Raw genomic sequence first — 24,152 nt, forward strand, 5'->3', positions numbered from 1 at the left:
AAAAATCCCCGTAAGTTTATACAACTTACGGGGTACAGGTCATTATCGTCTTTTACTGGTATTTCCTTACCCAACCTCAAGACCTTAAACTTAGCCGATAATGGGATTAGTGATGTATCGGTTATTGATAGTATAGCGCTACCCAATTTAACCACACTGGACGCTAGTGGTAATCAAATTAGTGATATCAATCCGATTGCCAAGGCGACTTTGACTAGTCTTGTGAACTTGTATGCTGATAATAATCAGCTTTCTAACGTTAACGCCTTTAAAGATTCTCCGTTCACGAATCTACAGTATCTTAGCGTTCGAAATAATCAAATCGCTGATATTAGTTTGATGAGCGGACTTTATGGTAAGTATAAGAATCTGCATACTTTTTTAGTTGATGGCAACAATATTAGTGATATTACTTTCATGAATGGCTATCAATTGAGTGATAGAACAAGTGCGCAAGACCAAAATTATCAAAAAACAGTCAATATCGTGAAGCCGCGGTCTCAAGAGACTGTTCCGGTAACGATTGATCAACCGATTAAAACCAGTGATTTTGAATACGATCGATCGACTAATTATTATTCTGGTAATGCTGATCCTAATAATTCTTCAGTGACTTTCTCAAATATTACTCCACAAACTGTCACGCTAAATTATGCCGATGGAACAGCATCAGTTGTGGCGCAAAATGCAACAAAAAGGCAGTCAATTCAGTCATTTGTTGTCCAAGCTTCTGCAAGTAGTCAGCCGGTTACCTCAATTACCTATAGCTGGAGTGGAGCACAGGGTCGGTTCTCTGGTAACGCTACGATCAACATTAATTGGGTTGATGCTGTTGGCCCATCCATTGATGCTCAAGACAATCAGTCTTTGACGGTGGGGGATTCCTTCAACCCACTTACCAACGTAACGGCATATGACCAACAAAATGATGGTAGTGCTAAGACAGACTTAACCAAGGTTATTCTGGTCACAAGCAACGATGTCGATACGACTAAGGCCGGTACCTACCACGTTACTTACAGTGTGAAAAATAGTTATGGTTTGACCAGCACAAAGACTATTACGGTGACGGTGAAGGACAAGGCAACGACGCCAACGACGCCAACGACGCCAACAACACCGACAACGCCAACGACGCCAACAACACCGACAACGCCAACGACGCCAACAACACCGACAACGCCAACAACGCCAACAACGCCAGCTACTTCAACTACACCAGCTGAAGCAGCAAAGTCAGTAGACGCCCAAAGTACAACTCAGCCGACTGAAAAGGCTCAAAATTCAGAGGGAATTTTGCCACCAACAGGCCAAAAGGCTACCTTAGCAACTGGAATGACCGCGGTTCTTTCATTATTTGTTGCTGCGGGTGTTTGGTTAGCTGCCAAGATGAAGCGTCGCCAGTAATTATTTCAATGCATGGATTAAATCGATGAATGATTAATTTAGATGATTTCTTTGATAAAATAATGGTCTATTTGAGGCCCAGCAAAACCAGTCGATTGTCAGACTGGTTTTTTGTTTAGAAATATTCCCGCTAAATTGATTTGCTTGCGATTTTGTTAGCAAATTTCCGGTCAAACCAAGACATTTGCAAAGTTATGCTTTATAATTGGTCTTGTTTATATAAAGAATATTTGGAGGCAATTATGGCAAAATTAGCAGTAACTGACTTGGCTCTTGGAGGCAAGAAGGTTTTGATGCGTGTGGACTTCAACGTCCCTATTAAAGATGGTGTTATTGGTAACGACAATCGAATCGTGGCTGCCTTACCAACAATCAAGCATGTCTTGGCCGAAAACGGTCGGGCAATCTTGTTCTCACACTTGGGTCGGATTAAGTCTGAAGATGACAAGCCAGGCTTGTCACTTGCTCCTGTTGCAAAGCGCTTAGGCGAATTGTTGGGACAAGAAGTAATCTTCGTTCCTGAAACACGTGGTGCTAAGTTGGAACAAGCCGTTGCTGACTTGAAGGACGGCCAAGTTTTGATGGTCGAAAACACTCGTTATGAAGATGTTCATAACGGTGAACAAGTAAAGCTTGAATCAAAGAACGATCCTGAATTGGGTAAGTACTGGGCTTCACTTGGTGACGACTTGTTCATCAACGATGCCTTTGGAACTGCTCACCGTGCCCACGCTTCAAACGTTGGAATTGCTTCTAACGTGGCCCAAGCTGCAGCCGGATTCTTGATGGAAAAGGAAATCAAGTTCTTGGGTGACGCCGTTGACACACCAAAACGTCCATTCGTTGCTATCATTGGTGGTGCCAAGGTTTCTGATAAGATTGAAGTTGTTCAATCACTTTTGAAGAAGGCCGACAAGGTTATCATCGGTGGTGGAATGGCTTATACATTCGATGCTGCCAAGGGTAACAAGATTGGTAAGTCATTGTTTGAAGCCGACAAGGTTGATTTGGCCAAGGAATTGATGGAATCAGCTGGTGACCGTTTGGTCTTGCCAATTGATGCTGTTGCTGCTGACAACTTTGCTAACGATGCTAAGACTGAAATCGTTGACTCAGCTGCTGGTATCCCTGACGGTTACATGGGCTTGGACATTGGTCCTAAGTCAGTGGAATTGTTCAAGGATGTTTTGTCAGACGCTAAGACTGTTGTTTGGAACGGCCCAATGGGTGTCTTTGAAATGCCAAACTTCGCCAAGGGTACTTTAGCCATTGGTAACGACTTAGTTGAAGTTACTAAGAATGGTGGAACAACCATTGTTGGTGGTGGTGACTCAACTGCTGCTGTTCAAGCTTTGGGTGTTGCTGACCAATTGTCACACATCTCAACTGGTGGCGGAGCATCATTGGAATACCTTGAAGGTAAGGTATTGCCTGGTATCCAATCATTAACTGACAAGTAATATTGATTTATAAACCGGGAGAAATCTCGGTTTTTCTTTTAGAAAACCATTGCCAGTGGGCTTTGGTTTTTTATTTTACACATTTCTGAGATTTATCCGAACTTTTGATTAGAATTCTGTTAGAATAGAACCTAATTGTGAGAGAAAAAAGCAAACAGGGAGAGGAAGGTTTGCTCTTTACCTTACTTTATAATTCCTACGAATTGGCGTATAATAATACCAACGAATTTATCGAAGAGGTGGACCCGTGTCAAACGAGCAATTAATAACTGAACAAGCTTATTTAAATCAAACCCTAGGGAAAATTAATGAATCTTTGGACATCACCAAGGAAGAAATTAAAAAATCAAAGGGTTCTTTAGCAGATGCCGCTAGTGGGTGGGACGATGTCCGTGTGAAAACTAGTACTTATTCTGGGATTGTTGAAACGGCCATGTCGGTTCGCCAGCAACAGCAAGCGATTGCCGAACGTGAATCAGCTAAGTCACGGGCGGAAGTCCGCTTTCAAACCTTGTCTAAGCAAGCCGGTAAGCCTTATTTCGCACGAATTGATTTTACCGATCCCCAAGATGACGGCCAAGGACCTGAATCCATTTATATTGGTTTGGCTTCTTACTCGGATGAAGAGGGTAAGTTCTGGGTTTACGATTGGCGGACACCGGTTGCTTCCATCTATTACGATGGTGGTTTGGGACAGGTCGACTACTTAACCCCTGTCGGGCCACAGCGAGCAGATGTTTCTTTGAAGCGTCAGTTTGAAATTGAGGGGGGCGACATCGTCACACTCTTTGATACTGAAGAAGCGATTGGCGATGCCATGCTTTTGAACGCCTTGTCTGGTGAATCATCGACAAAGATGAAGTCAATCGTGACAACGATTCAAAAGGAACAAAATAAAATTATCCGAAATACGGATGCGGACTTACTCTTTGTTCAAGGAGCGGCTGGTTCTGGAAAGACTGCAGCTATCATGCAACGAGTGGCTTATTTGCTCTACCGCTATCGTGGTAAGTTGAATTCTGGTCAAGTTGTCATGTTTTCACCAAACCAACTCTTTAATGACTATGTTGACCAAGTTCTGCCTGAATTGGGTGAACAAAACCTAGTTCAGTTGACATTTTTCCAATATGCCTCCCGACGGTTACCGCGCTTTGCGGTGCAAACATTAGCCGAACGGTTTGAACAAACAGTCAGTAATGAAAAGATTGACCGAATGTTGGGTTCTTTGGAGATGTTTAAAGCAACACAGAAGTATGCTCAATCATTGAATCAAAAAGGTTTGCATGCTCGTAATCTGAATTTCCGTGGTGAACCATTAATCACTCGGGAAAAGATTCTTGATATCTATTACCAGTACAACGAAAACTACAAACTTTCGCAGCGGTTAGAAGCAACCCAAGACACGCTCTTGCGGTCTTTGCGGGCTCAAGTCGGCGTGCAAATGAAAAAGGACTGGGTTGAATTAGCTATCGAAAACTTGTCAAAAGAAGAGTATGACGAGATGGTAGGGGCTGGTTCAACACGAATTGGGGATGATGAAGAAGGCGATGCCGGGGCAGCAACTCGTCGTCACCAACTTGGTGCTCAGCCGCAGGAACGTGAATTTAAGTCGGACAAACAAGAACGGAATTTCTTAGCAAAGAAAATCGTGACCCAAGCCTTGCGTCCACTAGCAAAGAAAATTCGACGGTCAGGCTTTATTAATATTAATGCTCAGTACGTTGACTTTTTGAAAGTCTTACCAAACTTCATGAACTTAGCGGACTTTGGTGTTAGTGATGCCGAATGGACTGAATATTTGCAACAGGTCATTGCCGACTTTAAGGACCACAAATTAACCTTGGCCAATACGACCATCTATTTGTACTTGTACGACCTAATTACTGGTAAGCACGGTCAACGCGATATTCGTTACCTCTTTATTGATGAAATCCAAGACTATACGCCATACCAATTGGCATTCTTAAAGTTCTCTTTCCCGAATGCTAAGTTTACGGTTTTGGGAGATTTGAACCAGGCTATTTTCACCCAAGATTGGGCCAATAGCTTGGAAGAGGATTTTGCATCACTCTTTGCTCCTGAAAAAGTTGAGATGATTGAACTAACTCAAACTTACCGTTCGACTGAGCAAATCACGAATTTCTCGAAGGAACTATTGGAAAATGGTAAGACCATCGAAGCCTTTAACCGTGACGGGGAATTACCTGTTTTGAAGTTGGCTAAAGATGAAGCTGGGGCTCTTCAAGCAGTTAAAGATCAATTACAAGAAAATGCCATTGATCAGGAACAAACAGCAATTATCACCCAGACGCTGGAAGCGGCTCAAGACCTAGCTGCTAACCTGGATGGGGAAGATGTCACGCTAATTCATTCCGAAAACCAGCGCTTGGCGCCGGGAGCGGTGATTATTCCATCTTACTTAGCTAAGGGGTTGGAATTTGATGCCGTAGTGATTTGGCAAGCTGATGCTGACCATTATAGTGCCCAGGATCAACAACGGTTGCTTTATACCGTTGCCTCCCGAGCAATGCACCGCTTAACAATGATTGGTGCTGGTGAAATTTCACCATTGATTCAAGCGGTTCATCAATCACTTTATGCTCGTGAGGAAGTTTAATGACCATTATTAATAGTATCTATGAGGCCCATCACGGGTCTTTTTTGACGGTTGGGATTACAGGGTCAGTTGCGGTTGGCAAATCAACGTTGGCAGCGGAATTGGCGCAGGGGTTGAATGAATTAGGGCTGATTGCCCGAGTTATTTCAACAGATGACTTTTTAAAATCAAACCAAGAATTAGAAGCAGAAGGACGCTTTGATCAAAAAGGTTTCCCAATTAGCTACCACTTAGACGAACTGACAAGTTTGATTCAAAATTTTAAGGCTGGCCACTTACAGAAGACAATTAATAAATATTCTCAAACATTGGCAGATATTATTCCTGGTAAAAAAGAAACGATTGACCGCCCGGATGTTTTGATTATTGAAGGGGTAGTCGCCTTGCAGTTGCCTACGGAATTTTTAGATCAAACCATTTTTGTTGAGGCTAAGATTTCCGATATCAAAGATTGGTATTTGCAACGCAATTTTTTAGCAACAGTCAAAGCAAGCCAAGAACCGGAATCATGGCGATACCAGTATAAAAATATGCCAATTCAAGAATTTTACCAGTTGGCGATGGATATCTGGGAAAAAACGAACCAAGCTAATTATGACAACTACATCGCACCGACCAGGTCTTTAGCCGATTGGATTTTGATTTTAAACCAGTATCATCAAATAGTTGATACGATAGCAGGTCCAAGAAAAAATAACTAAACCAATTTTTGGAAGTTTGACAAGGATTGAATCTAGCGTTAAGATAATTTGCTGGGTTTTTTAAAATAAAAACAGTCACGTTGGTGGAATAACCACCGGGAATACTTACTATTCGATAAAAATGGAGGAAAATGAGTATGACAGAACATACAGATATGAACGGGAAACCGATTAATCGCTTTGCCATGATGGCTTTGCTGATGGTCGGCTCATTCCTAATTATTTTGATGCAGACTTCATTGGGAACGGCCTTGCCAACCCTAATGACAGCCTTTAACGTTGATTCAGCTCAAGTTCAATGGCTGACGACAATTTTCTTGATGGTCAATGGAATTATGGTGCCGGTTTCGGCCTTTTTGACTACCCGAATTCCAACAAAGTATCTTTACTTGTCAGCATTGACGGTTTATACAATTGGAACGGGTATCGCTTGGTTGACGCCAACCAGTGCCTTCTGGATGCTAATGGTTGCCCGAGCATTGCAGGCCATGGCAGCAGGTATCGTTATGCCTTTGATGCAGGTTGTTGCTTTGACCCTTTTCGGCCAGAAATCACGTGGTAAAGCCTTAGGAATGGTTGGTCTTGTTATTGGAATGGCTCCTGCCATTGGCCCCACTCTTTCCGGATGGATTCTGGACCAAAAGCACCATGTCTTCGGTATGACGTGGGGCGGCGATTGGCGATCAATCTTCGGCCTCGTTTTGCCACTAGCTATCATCGTCTTGTTGCTTTCAACGGTTTTCTTCCGTAATGTTTTGGAAACTAAGAAAGTGGCTCTTGATATTCGATCATTGGTTGAATCAACAGTTGGTTTTGGTTTAGTTTTGTTCGGTTCAGCAATGGTTTCTAACTATGGTTGGTCAAACTTTACCTGGGTTATTGCCCCAATTATCGTTGGTGTTTTGGTGATTGCAGAATTTGCCCGCCACCAATTGCACATGGAAAAGCCGTTCTTGGACGTTTCTGTCTTTAAGAACAAGCAATTCGCTTTGACTTCTGCCCTAGTTTCATTGACTTTCATCGCCATGATTGGTGTTGAAATGGTTTTGCCAATCTATATGCAAGAAGTTCGTGGCCTTTCAGCTTTCCACTCAGGATTAACACTCTTACCAGGAGCGTTCATGATTGGACTCTTGTCACCGGTTGCAGGAACCTTTTATGATAAGTACGGCGCTAAGCGCCTGGCAACTTTTGGTTTTGCCACAATTTTAACTGGAACTTTGCCTTTCTACTTCTTAACTGCTACAACGCCAACTCTCTACATCACTTGCCTTTATACGGTTCGGATGATGGGTGTTGCCGTGACGATGATGCCGTTGACATCATCAGCCATGGGTGCTTTGCGTATTGACCAGACAGCACAAGGGACAGCGGTAAACAACACAACCCGTCAAATTGCTGCTTCATTAGGTACAGCAATCCTAGCATCAGTAATGCAATCACAAATTAATAACAACTTACCAAGTGCTAGCCTAAAGGGACAAGATCCATTAGCTTATGGTGCCAAGGCACTTAATGCTAGCTTGGATGGCTTCCATGCTTCGTTCCTTTTGGCAGCTGGTTTCGCTTTGCTAGCCCTAATCTTGTCGCTCTTTATGCACAAGGGTAAGGTTGAACCAAAAGCAGAAAAGGAGAACTAAGATGGTTATTTTTACACTATTTATTTTTACAGTCTTAGCCTTCGTTTCTTTGATGATGATTCATAACTTGACGCTACGAACGGTAGCAGTTGTTGTTTCAGCTGCAATTGCCGTTTCTTCTATCGTATTAATCATTGTTAACATGCATGACCATTATGGTATGAAGGTTCAAACAAAGACGACTAAGACACAAATTTACTCAGTCCAAGGTCAAAATACTTATGGGATTTTGTCTTACCAACCTGTTGGAACTTCTGGTAAAGAAAAGGTTTATATTTATCGAGCAACAGATAAGAGCACAAAAGCGACGATTGCTAAGCCTGATTTGAAAACGACAACTTCTTTGCAAAATATAGACGGGAATGTCGCTTATAAGGTCACAACCAATAAGACTTACGTTTACCGCAATAGCTTCTTTAAGTTCTTATTTGGTATTGCCGATAATAATCATGAACTGAAAAGTTCACATGTAACCTATCAAGTGCCACCAACTTGGATTGCATTGTCGAGCCAGGATGGGGAACGATTGAAGACGTTGGTTGCTGGGCTATCAACGCAAAGTGATTTCATCCAACAAGTTCAACAAGAAAAAGAACAAGCAACAACTGACCCTGATGGGGCCGCTAAGGCAACGGTTGATTATTACAAAAATCTCTTAGCAACGACACCAAGTAAGTAAAACTAACGTAGAAACCCGTCTCATTCTAAATAAATTATAATTATTCTCATAAAAATGATTAAACTTATTGCAGAGATGGAATTTCTATGTTACAGTAACAGTGTAATTTAGGTTTTGATTTTGATTTGTTTTTTTCGGAAGGCGTCATACCAACAATTCTTAATTACAAACTATAATTTTGGGATGACCCAAGGAGAAACAATCATGGAAAAAGGCACTGTAAAGTGGTTTAACAGCGAAAAGGGCTACGGCTTCATCACACGCGAATCTGGCGAAGATGTGTTTGCACACTTCTCAGCAATCCAAGGTGACGGATTCAAGACTTTGGAAGACGGCCAAGCCGTAACTTTCGATGTTGAAAACTCAGACCGCGGTTTGCAAGCTGTTAACATCGTAAAGGCCTAAAGACTTTTACGTCTTTGTCTGAAAAAACTCGAGATTTTTCTCGGGTTTTTTTATTTGGTTTAAAACATATTCAGATAAGAATGTTGTATAATAGCTAGGAATATTATTGTACTGATTTAGAAGGAGCAAAAAATGGCAAAATTAGTTTTGATCCGTCACGGCCAAAGTGAATGGAACGCATTAAACCTTTTTAACGGATGGGTAGACACGAAGCTTTCTGAAAAGGGAATTGAACAAGCAAAGCATGCTGGTGAATTGTTGAAGGAAGAAGGATTGGTTTTTGACCAAGCCTATACTTCAGTGTTGACTCGTGCCATCACAACTTTGCACTATGCTTTGGAAGAAGCTGGTCAATTGTACCTTCCTGAAGAAAAGTCATGGCGTTTGAACGAACGTCACTATGGCGCATTGCAAGGACAAAACAAGGCAGAAGCCGCTGAAAAGTGGGGCGACGACCAAGTGCACATCTGGCGTCGTTCATACGATGTTTTGCCTCCATTGCTTAAGAACTATGAAGAAACTGTTGAAGTGCAAGGTAAGACTTACCCAGCCTTTGATGCTCGTTATGCTGATGTTCCTTACGGTGAATTGCCATTGGGTGAAAACTTGAAGGTTACCTTGGAACGCGTTTTGCCTTTCTATGATGCAAAAATCAAGAAGGACTTGCAAGCTGGTAAGAACGTTGTGATTGCTGCTCATGGTAACTCATTGCGTGCCCTTGCTAAGCATTTGGAAAACATTTCAGATGACGACATCTTGAACCTCGAAATCGCAAACGGTCAACCAATCGTTTATGATTTGGCGGCTGATTTGTCAATCAATTCAAAGAAGACTTTAGGTGCCTAAAGTCAATTAAGAGCCTACTGGTAAATTTATTTTTCCCAGTGGGCTTTTTATTGCAAAAATTTATAAAGGTTTAAATTATTTACAATGGAAGAAAAACAAAACAACGCAATTTATGATTTGCATGAACGTCCACCATTCTTTTCTTTGGTTGGACTTTCTCTCCAACATCTTTTTTCGATGTTTGGGGCAACAATCCTAGTGCCACTCTTAGTCGGATTAAATCCTGGTGTCGCACTTTTCTCTTCAGGGGTCGGAACTCTGATTCATCTCTTAACGACCCGTGGTAAGGTTCCAGCCTACATGGGGTCTTCCTTTGCCTTTATCATCCCGATGGCCTCTATGATGAAAACAACCGGGTATCCGGCGGTTGGTCAAGGTGTCGTTGCTGTTGGGGCCGTATACCTAATTATCGCGCTAATTGTAGCTAAAGTCGGTTCTGCCTGGATTGATAAGATTTTCCCGCCAGCTGTTGTTGGCCCGGTTATCTTGGTAATTGGTCTTTCATTAGCGGCAACAGCAGCTCAATCAGCAACACAATTGAATGGCAAGTACGACATTAAGGTCTTTTTGGTTGCTGGAGCAACATTGCTAGTTACAATCATCTGTAACATGTACTTAGGCGGATTCTTAGGCTTGATTCCAGTTTTACTTGGGATTGCCTTTGGCTACCTCTTGGCAATGGCGATGGGCTTAGTTGATTTGAGCCCGGTTGCTTCTGCTCACTGGTTGGCTTGGCCTAAGTTTGATTTTCTTTTCTCTGGTGGTCACGGGACGTCCTTGACCTTTTATCCTGTCGCGGTCTTAACGATGGCCCCCTTGGTCTTAGTGACCTTGTCAGAGCACTTGGGACATTTGCTTGTGCTATCTAAGATTACTGGCCAAGATTTTTTCCAGGATCCTGGCTTGAACAAAACCTTAGCGGGTGATGGGGCAGCTTCTGTTGTCGCGGGTTTGATTGGTGGTCCTGCCGTGACTTCTTATGGTGAAAACATTGGGGTCATGCAATTGTCGCGGGTTTATTCTGTCTGGGTTATCGGGGGAGCGGCTGTCTTAGCTGCGGGCTTTGCCTTTATTGGTAAGTTATCTGCACTAATTGGCACTGTTCCTGGAGCTGTCACGGGTGGCGTTGGAATGATGCTTTACGGTGTTATCGCAGCGGCAGGGTTACAGGTGATTGTTGATAACCATGTCGACTACGGTCAAAAGCGAAACCTGATGATTGCCGGTCCAGTCATGGTTGTTGGAATTGGTAACTATTCTTTGTCGCTTGGTTCACAAGTGACCTTCTCAGGGGTTGCTATTGCCACGGTTCTAGGAATTGTTCTTAATTTAGTCTTACCTGAAAAAGCCAAGTCGGACCGATAATGTCAGGTTTTGTCGAGGTTTTACAACACTTTTCTCATTTTGTTGTTTAACTAGATTACGTATGAAACAAAATAAAAATTTTTGTGAAAATCCAACAATCTTGCTTGTGTTTAGAAGAGAGGGCGAGTATCATTGGAATATATTTTGAGGAGTGCGCCCAACGCCTTGTATCAAAATAAGTTTTTCAGAAAGGAGAAAATCGATGGATGAACCAACATCAACATTTACTTTCCTGGGTTTGACCTTTAACTGGACAACAATTATTTCGACCCTTGTGGCAATGTCAATCGTTGTCCTAGTAGCCGTACTAATGACCAGGAAAGTCGCCGTTCGTCCAAGTCGGGGACAAAATGCAATTGAATATGTTCTTGACTTTGTTCGTGGTATTTTAGGTGATCAGCTACCAGCGAACTTGGCTCGACAATTTGGCTTATACGCCTTTACCCTCTTTATGTTCTTAATTGTGGCAAACGAGATGGGGTTGTTACTTCAAGTTAAAATGGGAAACGGCGTGACTTATGTGAAGTCACCAACCGCTGATCCGTTATTTGCCTTTACACTGGCAATTATGTCGTTGATGCTTGCTCATGGGACGGGTGTGAAAGCACTCGGCTTTGGCGGTTATCTAAAAGGAATGCTTTTCAAACCTTACATTGCCATGTTTCCATTAAATTTGGTTGAGCAGTTTACGAACTTCTTGACCTTAGCTTTGCGGCTTTTTGGAAACATCTTTGCTGGAGAGTTGATGTTAAATTTGCTTGCTAGCTTAGCCTGGGGTACCCACCTCAACGGCTTTTGGATTGTACTAGCGTTCCCATTGGAAATTGCTTGGCAGGGATTTTCACTATTGATTGGTGGCATTCAGGCCTACGTTTTCGTTATGTTAACGGCGGTCTTTACGGCCCAATTATCTGGAAACGAATAGGATCAACATTGACCTAACACCGTGTTAGGTCGCACGCGGGAGCGTTGTCATCCACAACCTAACGAAAAAACGCGAAGCGTTTTAGCATTAAAGGAGAATTATAATGGATTTACACAACTTAGGCGTAATCGCAGCCGGGATTGCCTTTGCGGGTTCTGCCATTGGTGGTGGTATCGGTGTCGGTGTGATGTACTCACAGTTCTTAGCTGGAATGTCTCGTCAACCTGAATTGGCAAACAAGCTTTTGTCACGTGCCTTCTTGGGATTGGCCTTGGCTGAAGCCACACCAATCATCGTTTTGGGAATGGCCTTCACACTTATCAACAAGTAAAAATCCCAGAGGGAGGAATAAATGATGGTTCCTACACTATCAATGACAAAGGCCATGCCTTTAGGTGATATGGTCTTCATTATCGTCGCTTTCCTTACTCTGATGGTTATCTTAAAGTACGTTGCTTACGGTCCGCTAACACAGGCCTTAGACGCACGTGCAGATAAAATTAACAACGATTTGGATAGCGCTCAAAAGGCTAACGCCGATGCAACTGCTTTGGTTGCTGAACGTGAAAAAGAGTTGACAGAAGGTAAGAACCAAGCTAGTCAAGTTATCACTGCTGCTAAAAAGTCAGCTAAGGACCAATCAGAAGCCCTCTTAAAGACGGCCAATGACCAAGCCCTTAGTTTGAAAAAGGCCGCAGAAGCTGACGCTGACCAACTTAAGGTTGAAGCCTTGTCATCTGCGAAAAAAGATGTTGCTGAATTATCAGTAACTATCGCTTCTAAATTGATGCAAAAAAACTTATCTGCTGATGACCAACGGTCTTTAATTGATGCCTACTTGGCAGATTTAGACCAGCAGTAAGGAGGGTGTATGGCGAAGCAAGAAGAAAAAGTTGTTAACCAATACGCCCAAGCAATCTTGGCCTACGCAGACGAACACGGTGTCCAAGCAGACATTATCGCTGACTTAACGGCTATCCGTTCAGTGGTTGACGCTGAACCAGATTTAACCGCTTTGTTAACAGCACAGACAATTTCTGATGCTGAACAAAATGAGTTAGTTGATGCGCTGACACACGGTGCAGAAAATGCAGTGGTGAACTTGGTTAAAGTTCTTTTAGCTCATCATCACTTTGCATATTTGACTGCTGTAGTTAACCGATTTTTTGACCTTTACCAGCAAAGCCAAGGCATTGAAGCCGTGACTATTACCACTGCGGTGGCTGTTGATGATGATCAAAAAGACCGGTTGTCAAATGCTTTTCAAAAGCACAGTGGCGCAAAGCAAATCCAGGCTACCTTTGAAGTCAATACTGACTTAATTGGGGGCGTGGTCATGCAATCGAAATCATTATTGATTGATGGTTCATTGCAAAAGAAAATTGCCAAAATTCGGGCAGAGTTACTAGGTTAGTGAGGAAAAGAAATGGCGATTCAAGCTGAAGAGATTTCTGCTTTAATTAAGCAACAGCTCGAAAAGTTCGACACAAAACTGACTGTAGAAGAAATTGGAACTGTTACTTATATTGGAGATGGTGTTGCTCGAGCTACTGGCTTGGCAAATGCTGTTTCTGGTGAACTTGTTGAATTTAACAACAACGTGTTCGGTATGGTCCAAAACTTGGAAGAAAGTGAAGTTGGAATTATCGTTTTGGGTAGTTCTGATGGAATTCGCCAAGGTGATACAGTTAAGCGAACTGGACACATCATGGAAGTGCCAGTTGGTGAAGAACTTATCGGGCGTGTCGTTAACGCATTGGGACAACCCATTGACGGATTAGGCGACTTAAAAACAACAAAAACGCGACCAGTCGAAGTTAAGGCTCCCGGGGTTATGGAACGTAAGTCCGTTTCAGAACCTTTGCAGACTGGTATCAAGGCCATCGATGCCTTGGTTCCAATTGGTCGTGGACAACGTGAATTGATCATTGGTGACCGTAAGACTGGAAAGACTTCAGTTGCCATCGATACAATTTTGAACCAAAAAGACCAAGACATGATCGTTGTTTATGTCGCTATTGGTCAAAAGGATTCAACTGTTCGTGAACAAGTTGAAACTTTGAAGCAAATGGGTGCCATGGACTACACAATTGTAGTTAATGCCGGCCCTTCAGAAGCTGCCGCTTTGTTGTACTTGGCTCCTTATGCCGGTGCAGCCATGGGTGAAGAATTCATGTACAACGGCAAGCATGTTTTGATCGTCTTCGATGACTTGTCAAAGCAAGCTACGGCTTACCGTGAAATATCTTTGATTTTGCGTCGTCCGCCTGGACGTGAAGCCTACCCTGGTGATGTCTTCTACTTGCACTCACGTTTGCTAGAACGTGCAGCCAAGTTGTCAGACGAACTTGGTGGTGGGTCAATGACGGCTTTGCCAATCATTGAAACGCAAGCTGGAGATGTTTCAGCTTATATCCCTACCAACGTAATTTCGATTACCGATGGACAGATTTTCTTGGATGCTGACCAGTTCTATGCTGGTGTTCGTCCAGCCATCGATGCCGGAACTTCAGTTTCTCGTGTTGGTGGAGATGCTCAAATTAAGGCCATGAAGAAGGTTTCTGGTACTTTGCGTTTGGACTTAGCTTCCTTCCGTGAATTGGAATCCTTTGCTCAGTTCGGTTCAGATTTGGATGCGGCAACGCAAGCTAAGTTGAACCGTGGTAAGCGAACGGTCGAAATTTTGAAGCAACCTTTGCATGCTCCAATGTCAGTTCAACACCAAGTCTTCGTATTGTATGCTTTGACGCATTCATTCTTGGATGATGTTGCTGTCGAAGACTTGCAACGTTTCCAAGATGAATTCATTTCATACTTGGATGCTAGTCAAAAGGCCTTGTTGGACGAAATCGTTCAAACACAAGCCCTTCCTGATGAAGCAAAGATGGATGCTGCAGTGAAGAGCTTTAAGGATGGCTTTGCTGGCTCAGTTGACCAATAAGAGGAGGCAACATGGCTTCTTTACAAGATATTAAGCGTCGAATTGGCTCAACAAAGAACACTCGGCAGATTACATCAGCCATGCAGTTGGTTTCAACTGCTAAGCTCAGCAAGATTCAAAACTCTACAACTGGTTACCATGAATATGCTAACCGGTTGAAGGCAGTGGTCTCTCATTTAATTGAGGCCCACGTGCTGGATAATGTAGATTCTGCGCATTTGCCAATGGTTGCTAAGCGACCAGTCAAAAAGACAGGAATTTTGCTTGTGACCTCTGACCGTGGTTTGGTTGGGTCTTATAACGCAAACATCATCAAGGAAACAAATGCCTTGATGGAAAAGCACAACTTAAACAAAGATAATACTGTGATTCTGGCAATTGGTGGAAACGGAGCGGACTTTTATAAGAACCGTGGTTTCTCCATTGCCTTGGAACACCGCGGTATTTCAGATATCCCAACCTATAATGAAATTCGTCAACTTTTGAAGACGGTTCTTTCATTATATGAAGCGGAAGCCTTTGATTCACTCCACTTGGTTTACAATCACTTTGTGAACCGTTTGGAATCTGAACAAAGAAATGTTCAACTCTTGCCTTTGACCAAGGATGCCTTGGAACAAGTTGAAGAAGAAAACGAAGGAAAAGCAAAAGAATACGATATTCAATCTGCTTATGACTCCGAACCTGATTCAACGGCGGTTTTGAACGTTGTTTTGCCACAATACATCCAATCATTGGTTTTTGAAGCCGTATTGGATGCAAAGACGACAGAACATGCGGCCTCATCAACGGCGATGTCATCTGCAACCGACTCAGCTGATGATTTGATTGGTACTTTGGACTTGCAATATAACCGAGCCCGACAGGCCCAAATCACAACTGAAATCACCGAAATTACCGGTGGTTTGGTTGCTTTGGAATAAGTTTATAACGACGTCTTTACGAGCACATGCTACGTAAACGTTTGAATTTGAAAGGAAACAACGATGACTACTGGAAAAGTCGTACAAGTGATCGGTCCAGTTGTTGATGTTGCCTTTGAAGAAGGGCAAGTTGTTCCTGAAATCAACAACGCCTTGTTGGTTGATTTGGGATCTGACAAAACATTAACGGTTGAAGTTTCTTTGGCTTTGGGTAACGGAGTTGTCCGTACTATTGCCATGGACTCAACCGATGGATTGCAACGCGGCATGGCCGTAACTGATACCGGTAAGCCCATTGAAGTTCCCGTTGGGGAAGCTACTTTGGGTCGGGTCTTCAACGTTTTGGGAGAACCAGTGGATAACAATGGTGCAATCGACGCTTCAGTCGAACGCGACCCTATTCACCGTCAAGCTCCTGCGTTTGATGAACTCGCAACGTCAACGGAAATTTTGGAAACCGGAATTAAGGTTATTGACCTTTTGGCTCCATATATCCGTGGTGGAAAGATTGGGCTCTTTGGTGGAGCCGGAGTTGGAAAAACTGTTCTGATTCAAGAATTGATCCACAACATTGCCCAAGGGCATAATGGTATTTCTGTCTTTACAGGTGTCGGGGAACGTACCCGTGAAGGTAATGACATGTACCACGAAATGAAGGAATCTGGCGTTTTGAAGCAAACTGCCATGGTTTATGGTCAAATGAACGAACCTCCTGGTGCGCGTATGCGTGTTGCCTTGACTGGTTTGACAATGGCCGAATCATTCCGTGACAACGAAGGTAAGGACGTTTTGCTCTTTATCGATAACATCTATCGTTTCACACAAGCTGGTTCTGAAGTTTCAGCCCTTTTGGGTCGTATTCCTTCAGCCGTTGGTTACCAGCCAACTTTGGCTTCTGAAATGGGACGTTTGCAAGAACGAATCACTTCTACTAAGAAGGGTGCCGTTACTTCAATCCAAGCCGTTTATGTGCCTGCCGATGATTATACTGATCCGGCTCCTGCAACGACTTTCGCCCACTTGGATGCTACAACCAACTTGGAACGTTCATTGACACAGCAAGGTATTTACCCTGCCGTTGATCCATTGGCTTCAACTTCTTCAGCCCTTGACCCACAAGTTGTTGGTCAAGAACACTATGAAGTAGCCACTGAAGTACAACGTACTTTGCAACGTTACCGTGAATTGCAAGATATTATTGCTATCTTGGGTATGGATGAATTGTCAGACGAAGAAAAGGTTACTGTTAACCGTGCTCGTCGTATTCAATTCTTCTTGTCACAACCATTCTCTGTTGCCGAAACCTTTACGGGTGTTAACGGTGAATATGTACCTGTTGCTGAAACAGTACGTTCATTTAAGGCAATCTTGGATGGTAAGTATGACACATTGCCTGAAGATGCCTTCCGTAACGTTGGAGCTATCGAACAAGTGGTTGACAAGGCCAAGACGATGGCCCAATAAGGGGGTAATCCATGGCTGATGAAGTACAAAGCTCAAACGGTATCACAGTGAAAATTGTGACGCCCGAAGGACAAGTCTACGACCAAGACCAAGTTGAAATCGCTGTGATTAATACACAGGGAGGCCAATTAGGTGTTATGGCCGGTCATGAGCCAATCTTGGCCGCCATGGCCATTGACGAATTGCTTGTCAAAAAAGATGATGTATCAAAATCCCTCGCCGTTAACGGTGGGGTAGCAGAATTTTCGAATAACTTGTTGACAGTCATTGCCGACAGTGCGGAAGTTGCTGACAATATTGATGTTGACCGTGCGGAAAGCGCTCGTAAGCGCGCCGAGGAACGTTTGTCCCATGCACAAGAGGTCAAGAACCAACATGAAATGGATGCAGCCCGTGTCGCTTTGATGCGTGCCGTCAACCGTATTCACGTTGCCTCAATTAAGTCTGGTCGTTAAGACCAATAAGGGAGTTAGGGAGACCTAGCTCCTTTTTTATTTGCTTTTTTTCATTTGTTAATGTATCATTTGAACAACAAATGCGTTACTATGTAGTTATATGACGATTTCGGATTTTAATATAATGAAAATTAACTCTGTTAAAAGAGGGGGGATACAATTAATGAAAGTAAAAAAACAAATGTTATTGGCCGCTGGCTTATTGGGGTCTGTTGTTGCAGGTCATCAAGCTGCCAGTGCTGACCAAGTTCAAAAACACACTGTCACAGCCGGAGAAACTCTGACGGCTGTTGCCAATCAATTCCACACAACGGTTAGCCAATTGGCCCAAGATAATCAAATCACAAACGTTGATCGAATTTATCAAGGACAAGAATTGATGATTGGTGTTACAAGTGCTGATACTAATCAAAATCAAAGTACAAGTGCTACAGCCACGAGTACGGCAGCTACTACACCTGCAAATGGTTCATACCAAGTGCAAGCCGGAGATACGCTGTGGTCATTGGCCCAACGTTTTAATGTTGCTGTTGGGACATTAGCTCAACAAAACAACATCACGAATGCTGATCAAATTTTTGTTGGTCAAACATTGCAAGTAGCAGGGACTGCTCAAGCACCTGCACAAAGTGCAACTAGCCAGAGTCAATCACAGGCTCCGACATCTCAAAGTGAGTCACAGGCACCGCAAAGCCAGTCACAAGCACCTGCACAAAGTACTCAGGCAACACCGAGTGCCACAACTCAAGCCGCTCAACCAACGCAAACGGCTTCGAACCAAAGTGAAGACCAAGCCTTGCAGACATTGATTATGAAGGAATCTTCTGGCAATGTGAATGCTCGTAATGGCATCTACTTCGGTTTGGGTCAATTGTCGCCACAAGCTCGTGCAGTTTATGGTGGTAACTCAACGGATTACCAAGACCAATTGCAAGCCATGAAGGCTTACATCTCAGCCCGTTATGGTTCTGCTGAAGCTGCTTTGGCCCACCATTTGCAAACTGGTTGGTATTAAATTTAGAATTTTAACATCCTAATACGATGCTAAATAATTAAGATGAGGAGAAATTCTTATCTTTTTTTATTGCTGAAAGTGAGGAAAAGCCAGACAGATGTTATTAAAGTTTTGGACATGATTGAATGGCTGACATTAGTAGTGTTTTTAGTATTGATGATGTTAGATGTGAGCAAACATTTTGTTCTAGTCATTGTTGAATTTTGTGATTGTCTTAGAAAAGACAGTCGAAATCGAGTAATTAGCGCTGAAAAGGACAAGCAAAAACAAATTTTCAATTAAAATTAAAATAGTTGTTGACGACGAATGGTGGTCTTGCTATAATATAATAGTTGTCAAGGAGAGATTCATGACAACAACTGACCATGGCTCGCTGGTCAAGTGGCTAAGACGCTGCCCTTTCACGGCGGAATCGAGAGTTCGATTCTCTCGCGAGCTATAATCAAGTCGCAACTTCGGTTGCGGCTTTTTTATTGCCTAAAAATAAAAAACCGCCTGAACGTTAGTCGCTCAAACGGTTAATAAAGGTTATGCGTTTTGCTTCTTAGGTTGGATCAATTGGTTAACAGGTGGGTTGAATTCACGCATGGCTTCGGCCAAGTGAACCAAGTTTGTAATCAAACGTTGGTTAGGGGCTGGCACACCATTGTTTTCAGCTAAGTCAGCCAAGTAACCATTGATATAGTCAACCTCGGTTTCACGCCCCTTAACGAAGTCTTGGTACATTGAAGGGAAGTGAAGAGGGTTACCGACACGAGAAACATAGTCGACTTGTTCCAACATTTCTTGTTCGGTTTCAATCAATTCAATACCAGCAGCTTTAGTTCCAGCGTATACTTCTGCCACAAGTGGGGCAGCGATACCACTAACGAAGTCCTTATATTGAATCAAGTGACCCATGCGGGCTTGGAACATTGTAGCGATTGAGTTTTCAACAGCGTTGAAAGCAACCTTCGTCAACAAGGTTCCCATGAAGTTTTCTGAGTATGAGGGGTTAATTCCGGCAGCCTGGAAGTCTGCTTGGACCTTGTCCATCACTTCAGATGGTTGTTCGGTTTTGTTGGCATAGACTGAAGAAGTCTTTCCAATAAAATCAACATCGCCATAATCATTCAAAATGGTGGCAATCATGGCTGTTCCACCAATGATATGCTCATCATCAAAGTATTTTTGCAACTTTTCGATGTGACCCATACCATTCATGGCACCTAAGGCAGTTTGACCCTTAGCAAACTTAGGAGCCAAACGCTTCAAGGCATCTGCCAATTGCATTTGCTTCATAAAGAAAATCCATACATCGGGGTTACCATCATATTCTTCTGGTGAGAAGGCCTTGACGGGAACGAGGGTGCGATCTTCATGGTCAACTGACCGGTAAACTTGATCACCTTGTTCGTGGATACGATCAAGAGAAGCCTGTGTTGGTTCGACGAAATCAACATCGAGACCAGCTTCTTCTTGAAGCAACAAACCGTAACGTAGGCCCATGGCCCCAGCACCAACTACTGCATATTTCATTATAAATCCCCCTTTTTGATGAAAAGAACTTAATTCTTTTCTCATAATATACCAATAATACAAGAATTCTGCAAGTTTAGTCTGGTTTCGTTATAATAAGTAGTGTGAATACGAGAAAGAGATGAATGGAATATGGAAAACGAAATTTATTTAACAGGAGACCGACCAACCGGTAAACTCCACATTGGACATTACATTGGTTCATTAAAAAACCGTGTAGCAATGCAAAACTCAGGCGAGTACGACCCCTATATCATGATTGCTGATACTCAAGCCTTCACTGATAATGCTCGCGACCCCCAAAAGATTCAACAATCTTTGGCGGAAGTTGCCTTAGATTACTTGGCGGTTGGCTTAGACCCAAGTAAATCAACGATTTTTGTCCAATCACAAATTCCAGCTTTGGCTGAATTGACCATGTACTATATGAACTTGGTTTCATTAGGACGATTGGAACGCAATCCAACTGTGAAAACAGAAATTAAGCAAAAGGGCTTCGGTGAAAGCTTGCCAGCCGGTTTCTTGACTTATCCAGTTTCACAGGCTGCTGATATCACGATTTTTAAGGCGACCAAGGTTCCGGTTGGTGATGACCAACAACCGATGATTGAACAAACCCGTGAATTAGTTCGTTCATTTAATAATGCCTACCAAACGAACGTCTTCGTTGAACCAGAGGGAGTCTTCCCACCAAAGGGACAGGGCCGCCTTCCTGGAATTGACGGCAATGCCAAGATGTCAAAATCTTTGAATAACGGCATTTATTTGTCAGATGATGCCGATACTGTTGCTAAAAAAGTAAAGTCAATGTATACCGACCCAACTCATATTCGCGTCGAAGACCCAGGTCATGTTGAAGGAAACGTTGTCTTCACTTACCTTGATATTTTCGATCCTGACCAAGCCCGCGTTCAGGACCTTAAAGACCAATACCAAGCTGGTGGTTTGGGCGATATGAAAATCAAAAAGCACTTGTTAGAAGTAATGGATGCAGAATTGGCACCGATTCGGGAACGACGCATTGAATATGCACAAAACATGGACCAAGTTTTGGCCATGTTGAAGGACGGTTCTGACAAGGCTAATCAACGTGCTGAAGCAACAATGCAAGAAGTTCGCGCAGCCATGGGCATTAACTATTTTGATTGAAAGTACAAAAAATTATGAACTTTTTTTGCTTTTTAGTGTAGATTGACTTAGAATTTGTAAAAGATATACTTGTAATCTTTTTGTCGAAAGGACCGCGAATTGTTAATCTCACCGCTTGGAAAAAGACCCTTATTGGGTAAAATTTATCTGCTAATCTTCATTGTGCTGGCTGTCATGCTGCGTTTCAATAGCTCTTTATTAGAGGTTTTTGATGCAATATTTGCAATTGCAGCACAAGAAGTGGCTAAAAGCCTTTACTTCTTGGCTGGCCCAGCTGATTTTTTCAGTTCTCTATGGGTAGCCTGGTTGGCCACGATTTTATGGGCCTTTTTTATCCGCTACCTTGGTTTTAAAGTCGGCTCGTGGTGGGTAGTTGTAATTGCAACGGCATTCTTTTTGCTGATGCTGTTAACTTCCGTTTTGGTCTTTTTTTCATGGTCAAACGGGCCCTCGTTCAACCAAACAATGCCTGATTTAACACTAGGCATGTGGGGCCTCTTATTTTGTGAAATCCAAAATATTATTGTTAAGAAAATTCGTTCCGCGGGTTGGCTCAAGTTTTTAATTGGTAAAACTATGGTTTTGTTATGGATCATGGTTGCCGGTAATAAGATTGTTAACTATGATTTGTCCTTTACAACGGCAGTTGGATCAATCTTGCTGTCATATGTCTTTGCTCGTTTCGCAATGAAATTATACTTAAAGAATGCTAAAGCGTGGCTAAGTATTTTTGCGGTTGACGGTAAGATTTAATTTTGCTAAGATAAATTTAACAAACAAAGAGGTTGCAACCAAGATCAGTAAGCCTAGTGAGTCCACCAAGACTTTGACCTAGGCTGAAAGGTGCGGTTGCCGAAAGATAAATCCCTGGTTGGGACTATCTTGGGACGTCGAAGAAAATTCGACGGACTGTCGTTTTTAACGGTGCGCTTTGCTAATTCATTGCTATCATTATTGAACGAATTAACGCCTGCTTTTTGTTTTGTGACAAAAAGTAGGTTTTTTATTGTTTGTAATTACAATAAAGGAGTCATGCAAATGGCTGAACAAGAAAACACAATTAAGCAACAATTGAAGACTCGTCACGTGTCGATGATTGCCTTGGGTGGATCAATCGGGACGGGGCTCTTCTTAGCTTCTGGAGCAACGGTTTCTCAAGCTGGACCAATGGGCGCACTAACAGCCTACTTGGCCATTGGAATCATGGTCTACTTCCTGATGACATCATTGGGTGAAATGGCGACCTTTATGCCAACCTCAGGTTCATTTTCAGAATATGGTGGCCGGTTCGTGGAACCCGCAATGGGCTTCGCCCTTGGATGGAACTATTGGTTTAACTGGGCGATTACCCTAGCCGTTGATACGGTTGCAGTTGGTTTGGTGGCCCAATACTGGTTACCCGGTGTGCCGGCCTGGATTTTTTCAGCCGTCGCTTTGACCTTTATCTTCTTGTTGAACCTCTTTACGGTTTCAACTTTTGGTGAAACAGAATTCTGGCTTTCATTGATTAAAGTTGTGACGATTATCTTCTTCTTAGTCATTGGAATTGCCACAATTTTTGGTGTTATTCATTCTAAGGTTAACGTGATGGATAACTTGACTGTCGGTCACCATGGTTATGTTGGTGGTTGGCAAGGAATCTTGTCAGTCTTTGTTGTTGCTGGTTTCTCTTTCCAGGGAACAGAACTAGTTGGAATCACAGCTGGAGAAGCTGAAAATGCCAAAGAATCAGTGCCAAAGGCGATTAACTCTGTCTTCTGGCGGATCCTGTTGTTTTACATCGGTGCTATCTTCATTATTTCGGCATTGGTTTACTACAACGATCCCCGTTTGTTATCTGCTGCGAACAATAACGACATCACGGTTTCACCATTTACTATCGTCTTCAAAAATGCAGGAATTGCCTTTGCGGCTTCTTTGATGAATGCGGTTATCCTAACTTCAATCATTTCATCAGCGAACTCAGGTACTTATGCCTCAACGCGAACGCTTTATGCTTTGGCCAAGAAGGGCCAAGCACCAAAGATTTTTGCTAAGTTGTCAAAGCAAGGGGTCCCCGTGGCCGCCTTGGTTGTGACTGTCTTGGTGGGAATGTTTGCCTTCTTGTCTGACGTTAAGGGTGGTAACGAAGCCTATACCTGGCTGGTTGGGGCCTCTGGTTTGACTGGGTTTATTGCTTGGATGGGAATTGCAATTGCCCACCTCCGCTTCCGTCGCGCCTACGTCCGTCAAGGTAAGGATTTGAATGCCTTAACTTACCGTGCTAAGTGGTTCCCATTTGGACCAATCTTGGCTTTGACACTTTCTATTTTGGTCATCGTCCTTCAGGACCCAAGTTCATTTGCCCACTTTGATTGGGAAGAGATTGGTATCACTTACCTTTCAGTGCCAATCTTTGTGATTCCTTATATCGTTTATAAGATTACTAAGAAATCAAAGTTGATTCCATTGGATCAAATCGATTTGGATTCAAAGGCTGAAAATTAAATGAATATTATTTTGTTTTTAGAGTTAATGCTGAATAGTAACCGGCATTAACTCTTTTTTTGATTGTCTGAAAAAAATATTCGCAATATTTGTTTTGGCCATGAAAAATAAGGGAAACGGGAAACGGGAAACGGGAAACGGGAAACGGGAAACGG

22 protein-coding genes, 1 tRNA gene and 1 riboswitch are annotated in these 24,152 nt (G+C 42.9%); of the genes, 22 read left to right on the plus strand and 1 reads right to left on the minus strand.

Annotation, left to right across the window (positions count from 1 at the left end):
• The 19 genes from AOQ29_RS00390 to AOQ29_RS00485 all read left to right on the plus strand — a co-directional run.
• A partial coding sequence (locus AOQ29_RS00390; RefSeq protein WP_114674972.1) for a leucine-rich repeat domain-containing protein occupies window positions 1-1,407 on the plus strand: 1,407 nt, incomplete at its 5' end.
• A gap of 242 nt (window positions 1,408-1,649) precedes the next feature.
• Entirely contained in the window at window positions 1,650-2,867 is a 1,218-nt protein-coding gene (locus AOQ29_RS00395) for a phosphoglycerate kinase (protein WP_061992585.1), read from the plus strand.
• A 247-nt stretch (window positions 2,868-3,114) separates the two neighbouring features.
• Window positions 3,115-5,484 carry an RNA polymerase recycling motor HelD gene (helD, locus tag AOQ29_RS00400; RefSeq protein ID WP_061992586.1) on the plus strand — a complete coding sequence of 790 codons (2,370 nt, stop codon included), beginning with the start codon at window positions 3,115-3,117 and terminating at the stop codon, window positions 5,482-5,484.
• Window positions 5,484-6,185 (plus strand): type I pantothenate kinase, encoded by a 702-nt coding sequence (locus tag AOQ29_RS00405; protein ID WP_061992587.1) that lies wholly within the window; start codon window positions 5,484-5,486, stop codon window positions 6,183-6,185. The genes helD and AOQ29_RS00405 overlap by 1 nt, the downstream gene beginning before the upstream one ends.
• 131 nt (window positions 6,186-6,316) lie before the next feature.
• Window positions 6,317-7,825, plus strand: a complete 1,509-nt coding sequence (locus AOQ29_RS00410; protein WP_179948350.1) for an MDR family MFS transporter — start codon at window positions 6,317-6,319, stop codon at window positions 7,823-7,825.
• Window position 7,826: 1 nt separating this feature from the next.
• On the plus strand, window positions 7,827-8,504 hold the full coding sequence (locus AOQ29_RS00415; RefSeq protein ID WP_061992589.1) for a DUF4811 domain-containing protein: 678 nt from the start codon (window positions 7,827-7,829) through the stop codon (window positions 8,502-8,504).
• A gap of 204 nt (window positions 8,505-8,708) precedes the next feature.
• The gene (locus tag AOQ29_RS00420; RefSeq protein WP_061992590.1) at window positions 8,709-8,909 is read left to right on the plus strand and encodes a cold-shock protein; all 201 of its coding nucleotides are present in this window, start codon (window positions 8,709-8,711) and stop codon (window positions 8,907-8,909) included.
• Window positions 8,910-9,041: 132 nt separating this feature from the next.
• Window positions 9,042-9,755 carry a 2,3-diphosphoglycerate-dependent phosphoglycerate mutase gene (gene gpmA, locus AOQ29_RS00425; protein ID WP_061992591.1) on the plus strand — a complete coding sequence of 238 codons (714 nt, stop codon included), beginning with the start codon at window positions 9,042-9,044 and terminating at the stop codon, window positions 9,753-9,755.
• A gap of 84 nt (window positions 9,756-9,839) precedes the next feature.
• Window positions 9,840-11,120 carry a solute carrier family 23 protein gene (locus AOQ29_RS00430; protein ID WP_061992592.1) on the plus strand — a complete coding sequence of 427 codons (1,281 nt, stop codon included), beginning with the start codon at window positions 9,840-9,842 and terminating at the stop codon, window positions 11,118-11,120.
• Window positions 11,121-11,322: 202 nt separating this feature from the next.
• Window positions 11,323-12,045: a F0F1 ATP synthase subunit A gene (gene atpB, locus AOQ29_RS00435; protein ID WP_061992593.1), complete on the plus strand. Its 723-nt coding sequence runs from the start codon at window positions 11,323-11,325 to the stop codon at window positions 12,043-12,045.
• 103 nt (window positions 12,046-12,148) lie between these two features.
• Entirely contained in the window at window positions 12,149-12,376 is a 228-nt protein-coding gene (gene atpE / locus AOQ29_RS00440) for an ATP synthase F0 subunit C (protein ID WP_047975171.1), read from the plus strand.
• A 24-nt stretch (window positions 12,377-12,400) separates the two neighbouring features.
• The gene (gene atpF, locus AOQ29_RS00445; RefSeq protein ID WP_061992605.1) at window positions 12,401-12,907 is read left to right on the plus strand and encodes a F0F1 ATP synthase subunit B; all 507 of its coding nucleotides are present in this window, start codon (window positions 12,401-12,403) and stop codon (window positions 12,905-12,907) included.
• 9 nt (window positions 12,908-12,916) lie between these two features.
• On the plus strand, window positions 12,917-13,459 hold the full coding sequence (gene atpH / locus AOQ29_RS00450) for an ATP synthase F1 subunit delta (RefSeq protein WP_061992594.1): 543 nt from the start codon (window positions 12,917-12,919) through the stop codon (window positions 13,457-13,459).
• A 12-nt stretch (window positions 13,460-13,471) separates the two neighbouring features.
• Window positions 13,472-14,986 (plus strand): F0F1 ATP synthase subunit alpha, encoded by a 1,515-nt coding sequence (gene atpA / locus AOQ29_RS00455; RefSeq protein WP_061992595.1) that lies wholly within the window; start codon window positions 13,472-13,474, stop codon window positions 14,984-14,986.
• An 11-nt stretch (window positions 14,987-14,997) separates the two neighbouring features.
• A complete protein-coding gene (locus tag AOQ29_RS00460; protein WP_061992596.1) occupies window positions 14,998-15,909 on the plus strand; it encodes a F0F1 ATP synthase subunit gamma in 912 nt (303 codons plus the stop codon).
• 63 nt (window positions 15,910-15,972) lie between these two features.
• The gene (atpD, locus tag AOQ29_RS00465) at window positions 15,973-17,373 is read left to right on the plus strand and encodes a F0F1 ATP synthase subunit beta (protein WP_061992597.1); all 1,401 of its coding nucleotides are present in this window, start codon (window positions 15,973-15,975) and stop codon (window positions 17,371-17,373) included.
• 11 nt (window positions 17,374-17,384) lie between these two features.
• Entirely contained in the window at window positions 17,385-17,828 is a 444-nt protein-coding gene (locus AOQ29_RS00470; RefSeq protein WP_061992598.1) for a F0F1 ATP synthase subunit epsilon, read from the plus strand.
• A 163-nt stretch (window positions 17,829-17,991) separates the two neighbouring features.
• Window positions 17,992-18,843, plus strand: a complete 852-nt coding sequence (locus AOQ29_RS00475) for an aggregation-promoting factor C-terminal-like domain-containing protein (protein ID WP_061992599.1) — start codon at window positions 17,992-17,994, stop codon at window positions 18,841-18,843.
• A gap of 367 nt (window positions 18,844-19,210) precedes the next feature.
• Window positions 19,211-19,282, plus strand: a tRNA-Glu gene (locus AOQ29_RS00485).
• A gap of 89 nt (window positions 19,283-19,371) precedes the next feature.
• On the opposite strand, the gene AOQ29_RS00490 is transcribed toward AOQ29_RS00485, so the two are convergent.
• On the minus strand, window positions 19,372-20,361 hold the full coding sequence (locus AOQ29_RS00490; RefSeq protein WP_061992601.1) for a ketopantoate reductase family protein: 990 nt from the start codon (window positions 20,359-20,361) through the stop codon (window positions 19,372-19,374).
• A 132-nt stretch (window positions 20,362-20,493) separates the two neighbouring features.
• On the opposite strand from AOQ29_RS00490, the gene trpS reads away from it, so the two are divergent.
• The 3 genes from trpS (at window position 20,494) to AOQ29_RS00505 (ending at window position 23,997) form a co-directional block, all read left to right on the plus strand.
• On the plus strand, window positions 20,494-21,510 hold the full coding sequence (gene trpS, locus AOQ29_RS00495; protein WP_061992602.1) for a tryptophan--tRNA ligase: 1,017 nt from the start codon (window positions 20,494-20,496) through the stop codon (window positions 21,508-21,510).
• A 132-nt stretch (window positions 21,511-21,642) separates the two neighbouring features.
• The gene (locus tag AOQ29_RS00500) at window positions 21,643-22,263 is read left to right on the plus strand and encodes a hypothetical protein (RefSeq protein WP_061992603.1); all 621 of its coding nucleotides are present in this window, start codon (window positions 21,643-21,645) and stop codon (window positions 22,261-22,263) included.
• 18 nt (window positions 22,264-22,281) lie between these two features.
• Window positions 22,282-22,450: riboswitch (Lysine riboswitch) on the plus strand.
• A 98-nt stretch (window positions 22,451-22,548) separates the two neighbouring features.
• The gene (locus AOQ29_RS00505; protein WP_061992604.1) at window positions 22,549-23,997 is read left to right on the plus strand and encodes an amino acid permease; all 1,449 of its coding nucleotides are present in this window, start codon (window positions 22,549-22,551) and stop codon (window positions 23,995-23,997) included.
• Window positions 23,998-24,152 lie beyond the last annotated feature (155 nt).

Origin of the sequence: Fructobacillus ficulneus (assembly GCF_001047075.2) — a bacterium.
Taxonomy (GTDB): Bacteria; Bacillota; Bacilli; order Lactobacillales; family Lactobacillaceae; genus Fructobacillus; species Fructobacillus ficulneus.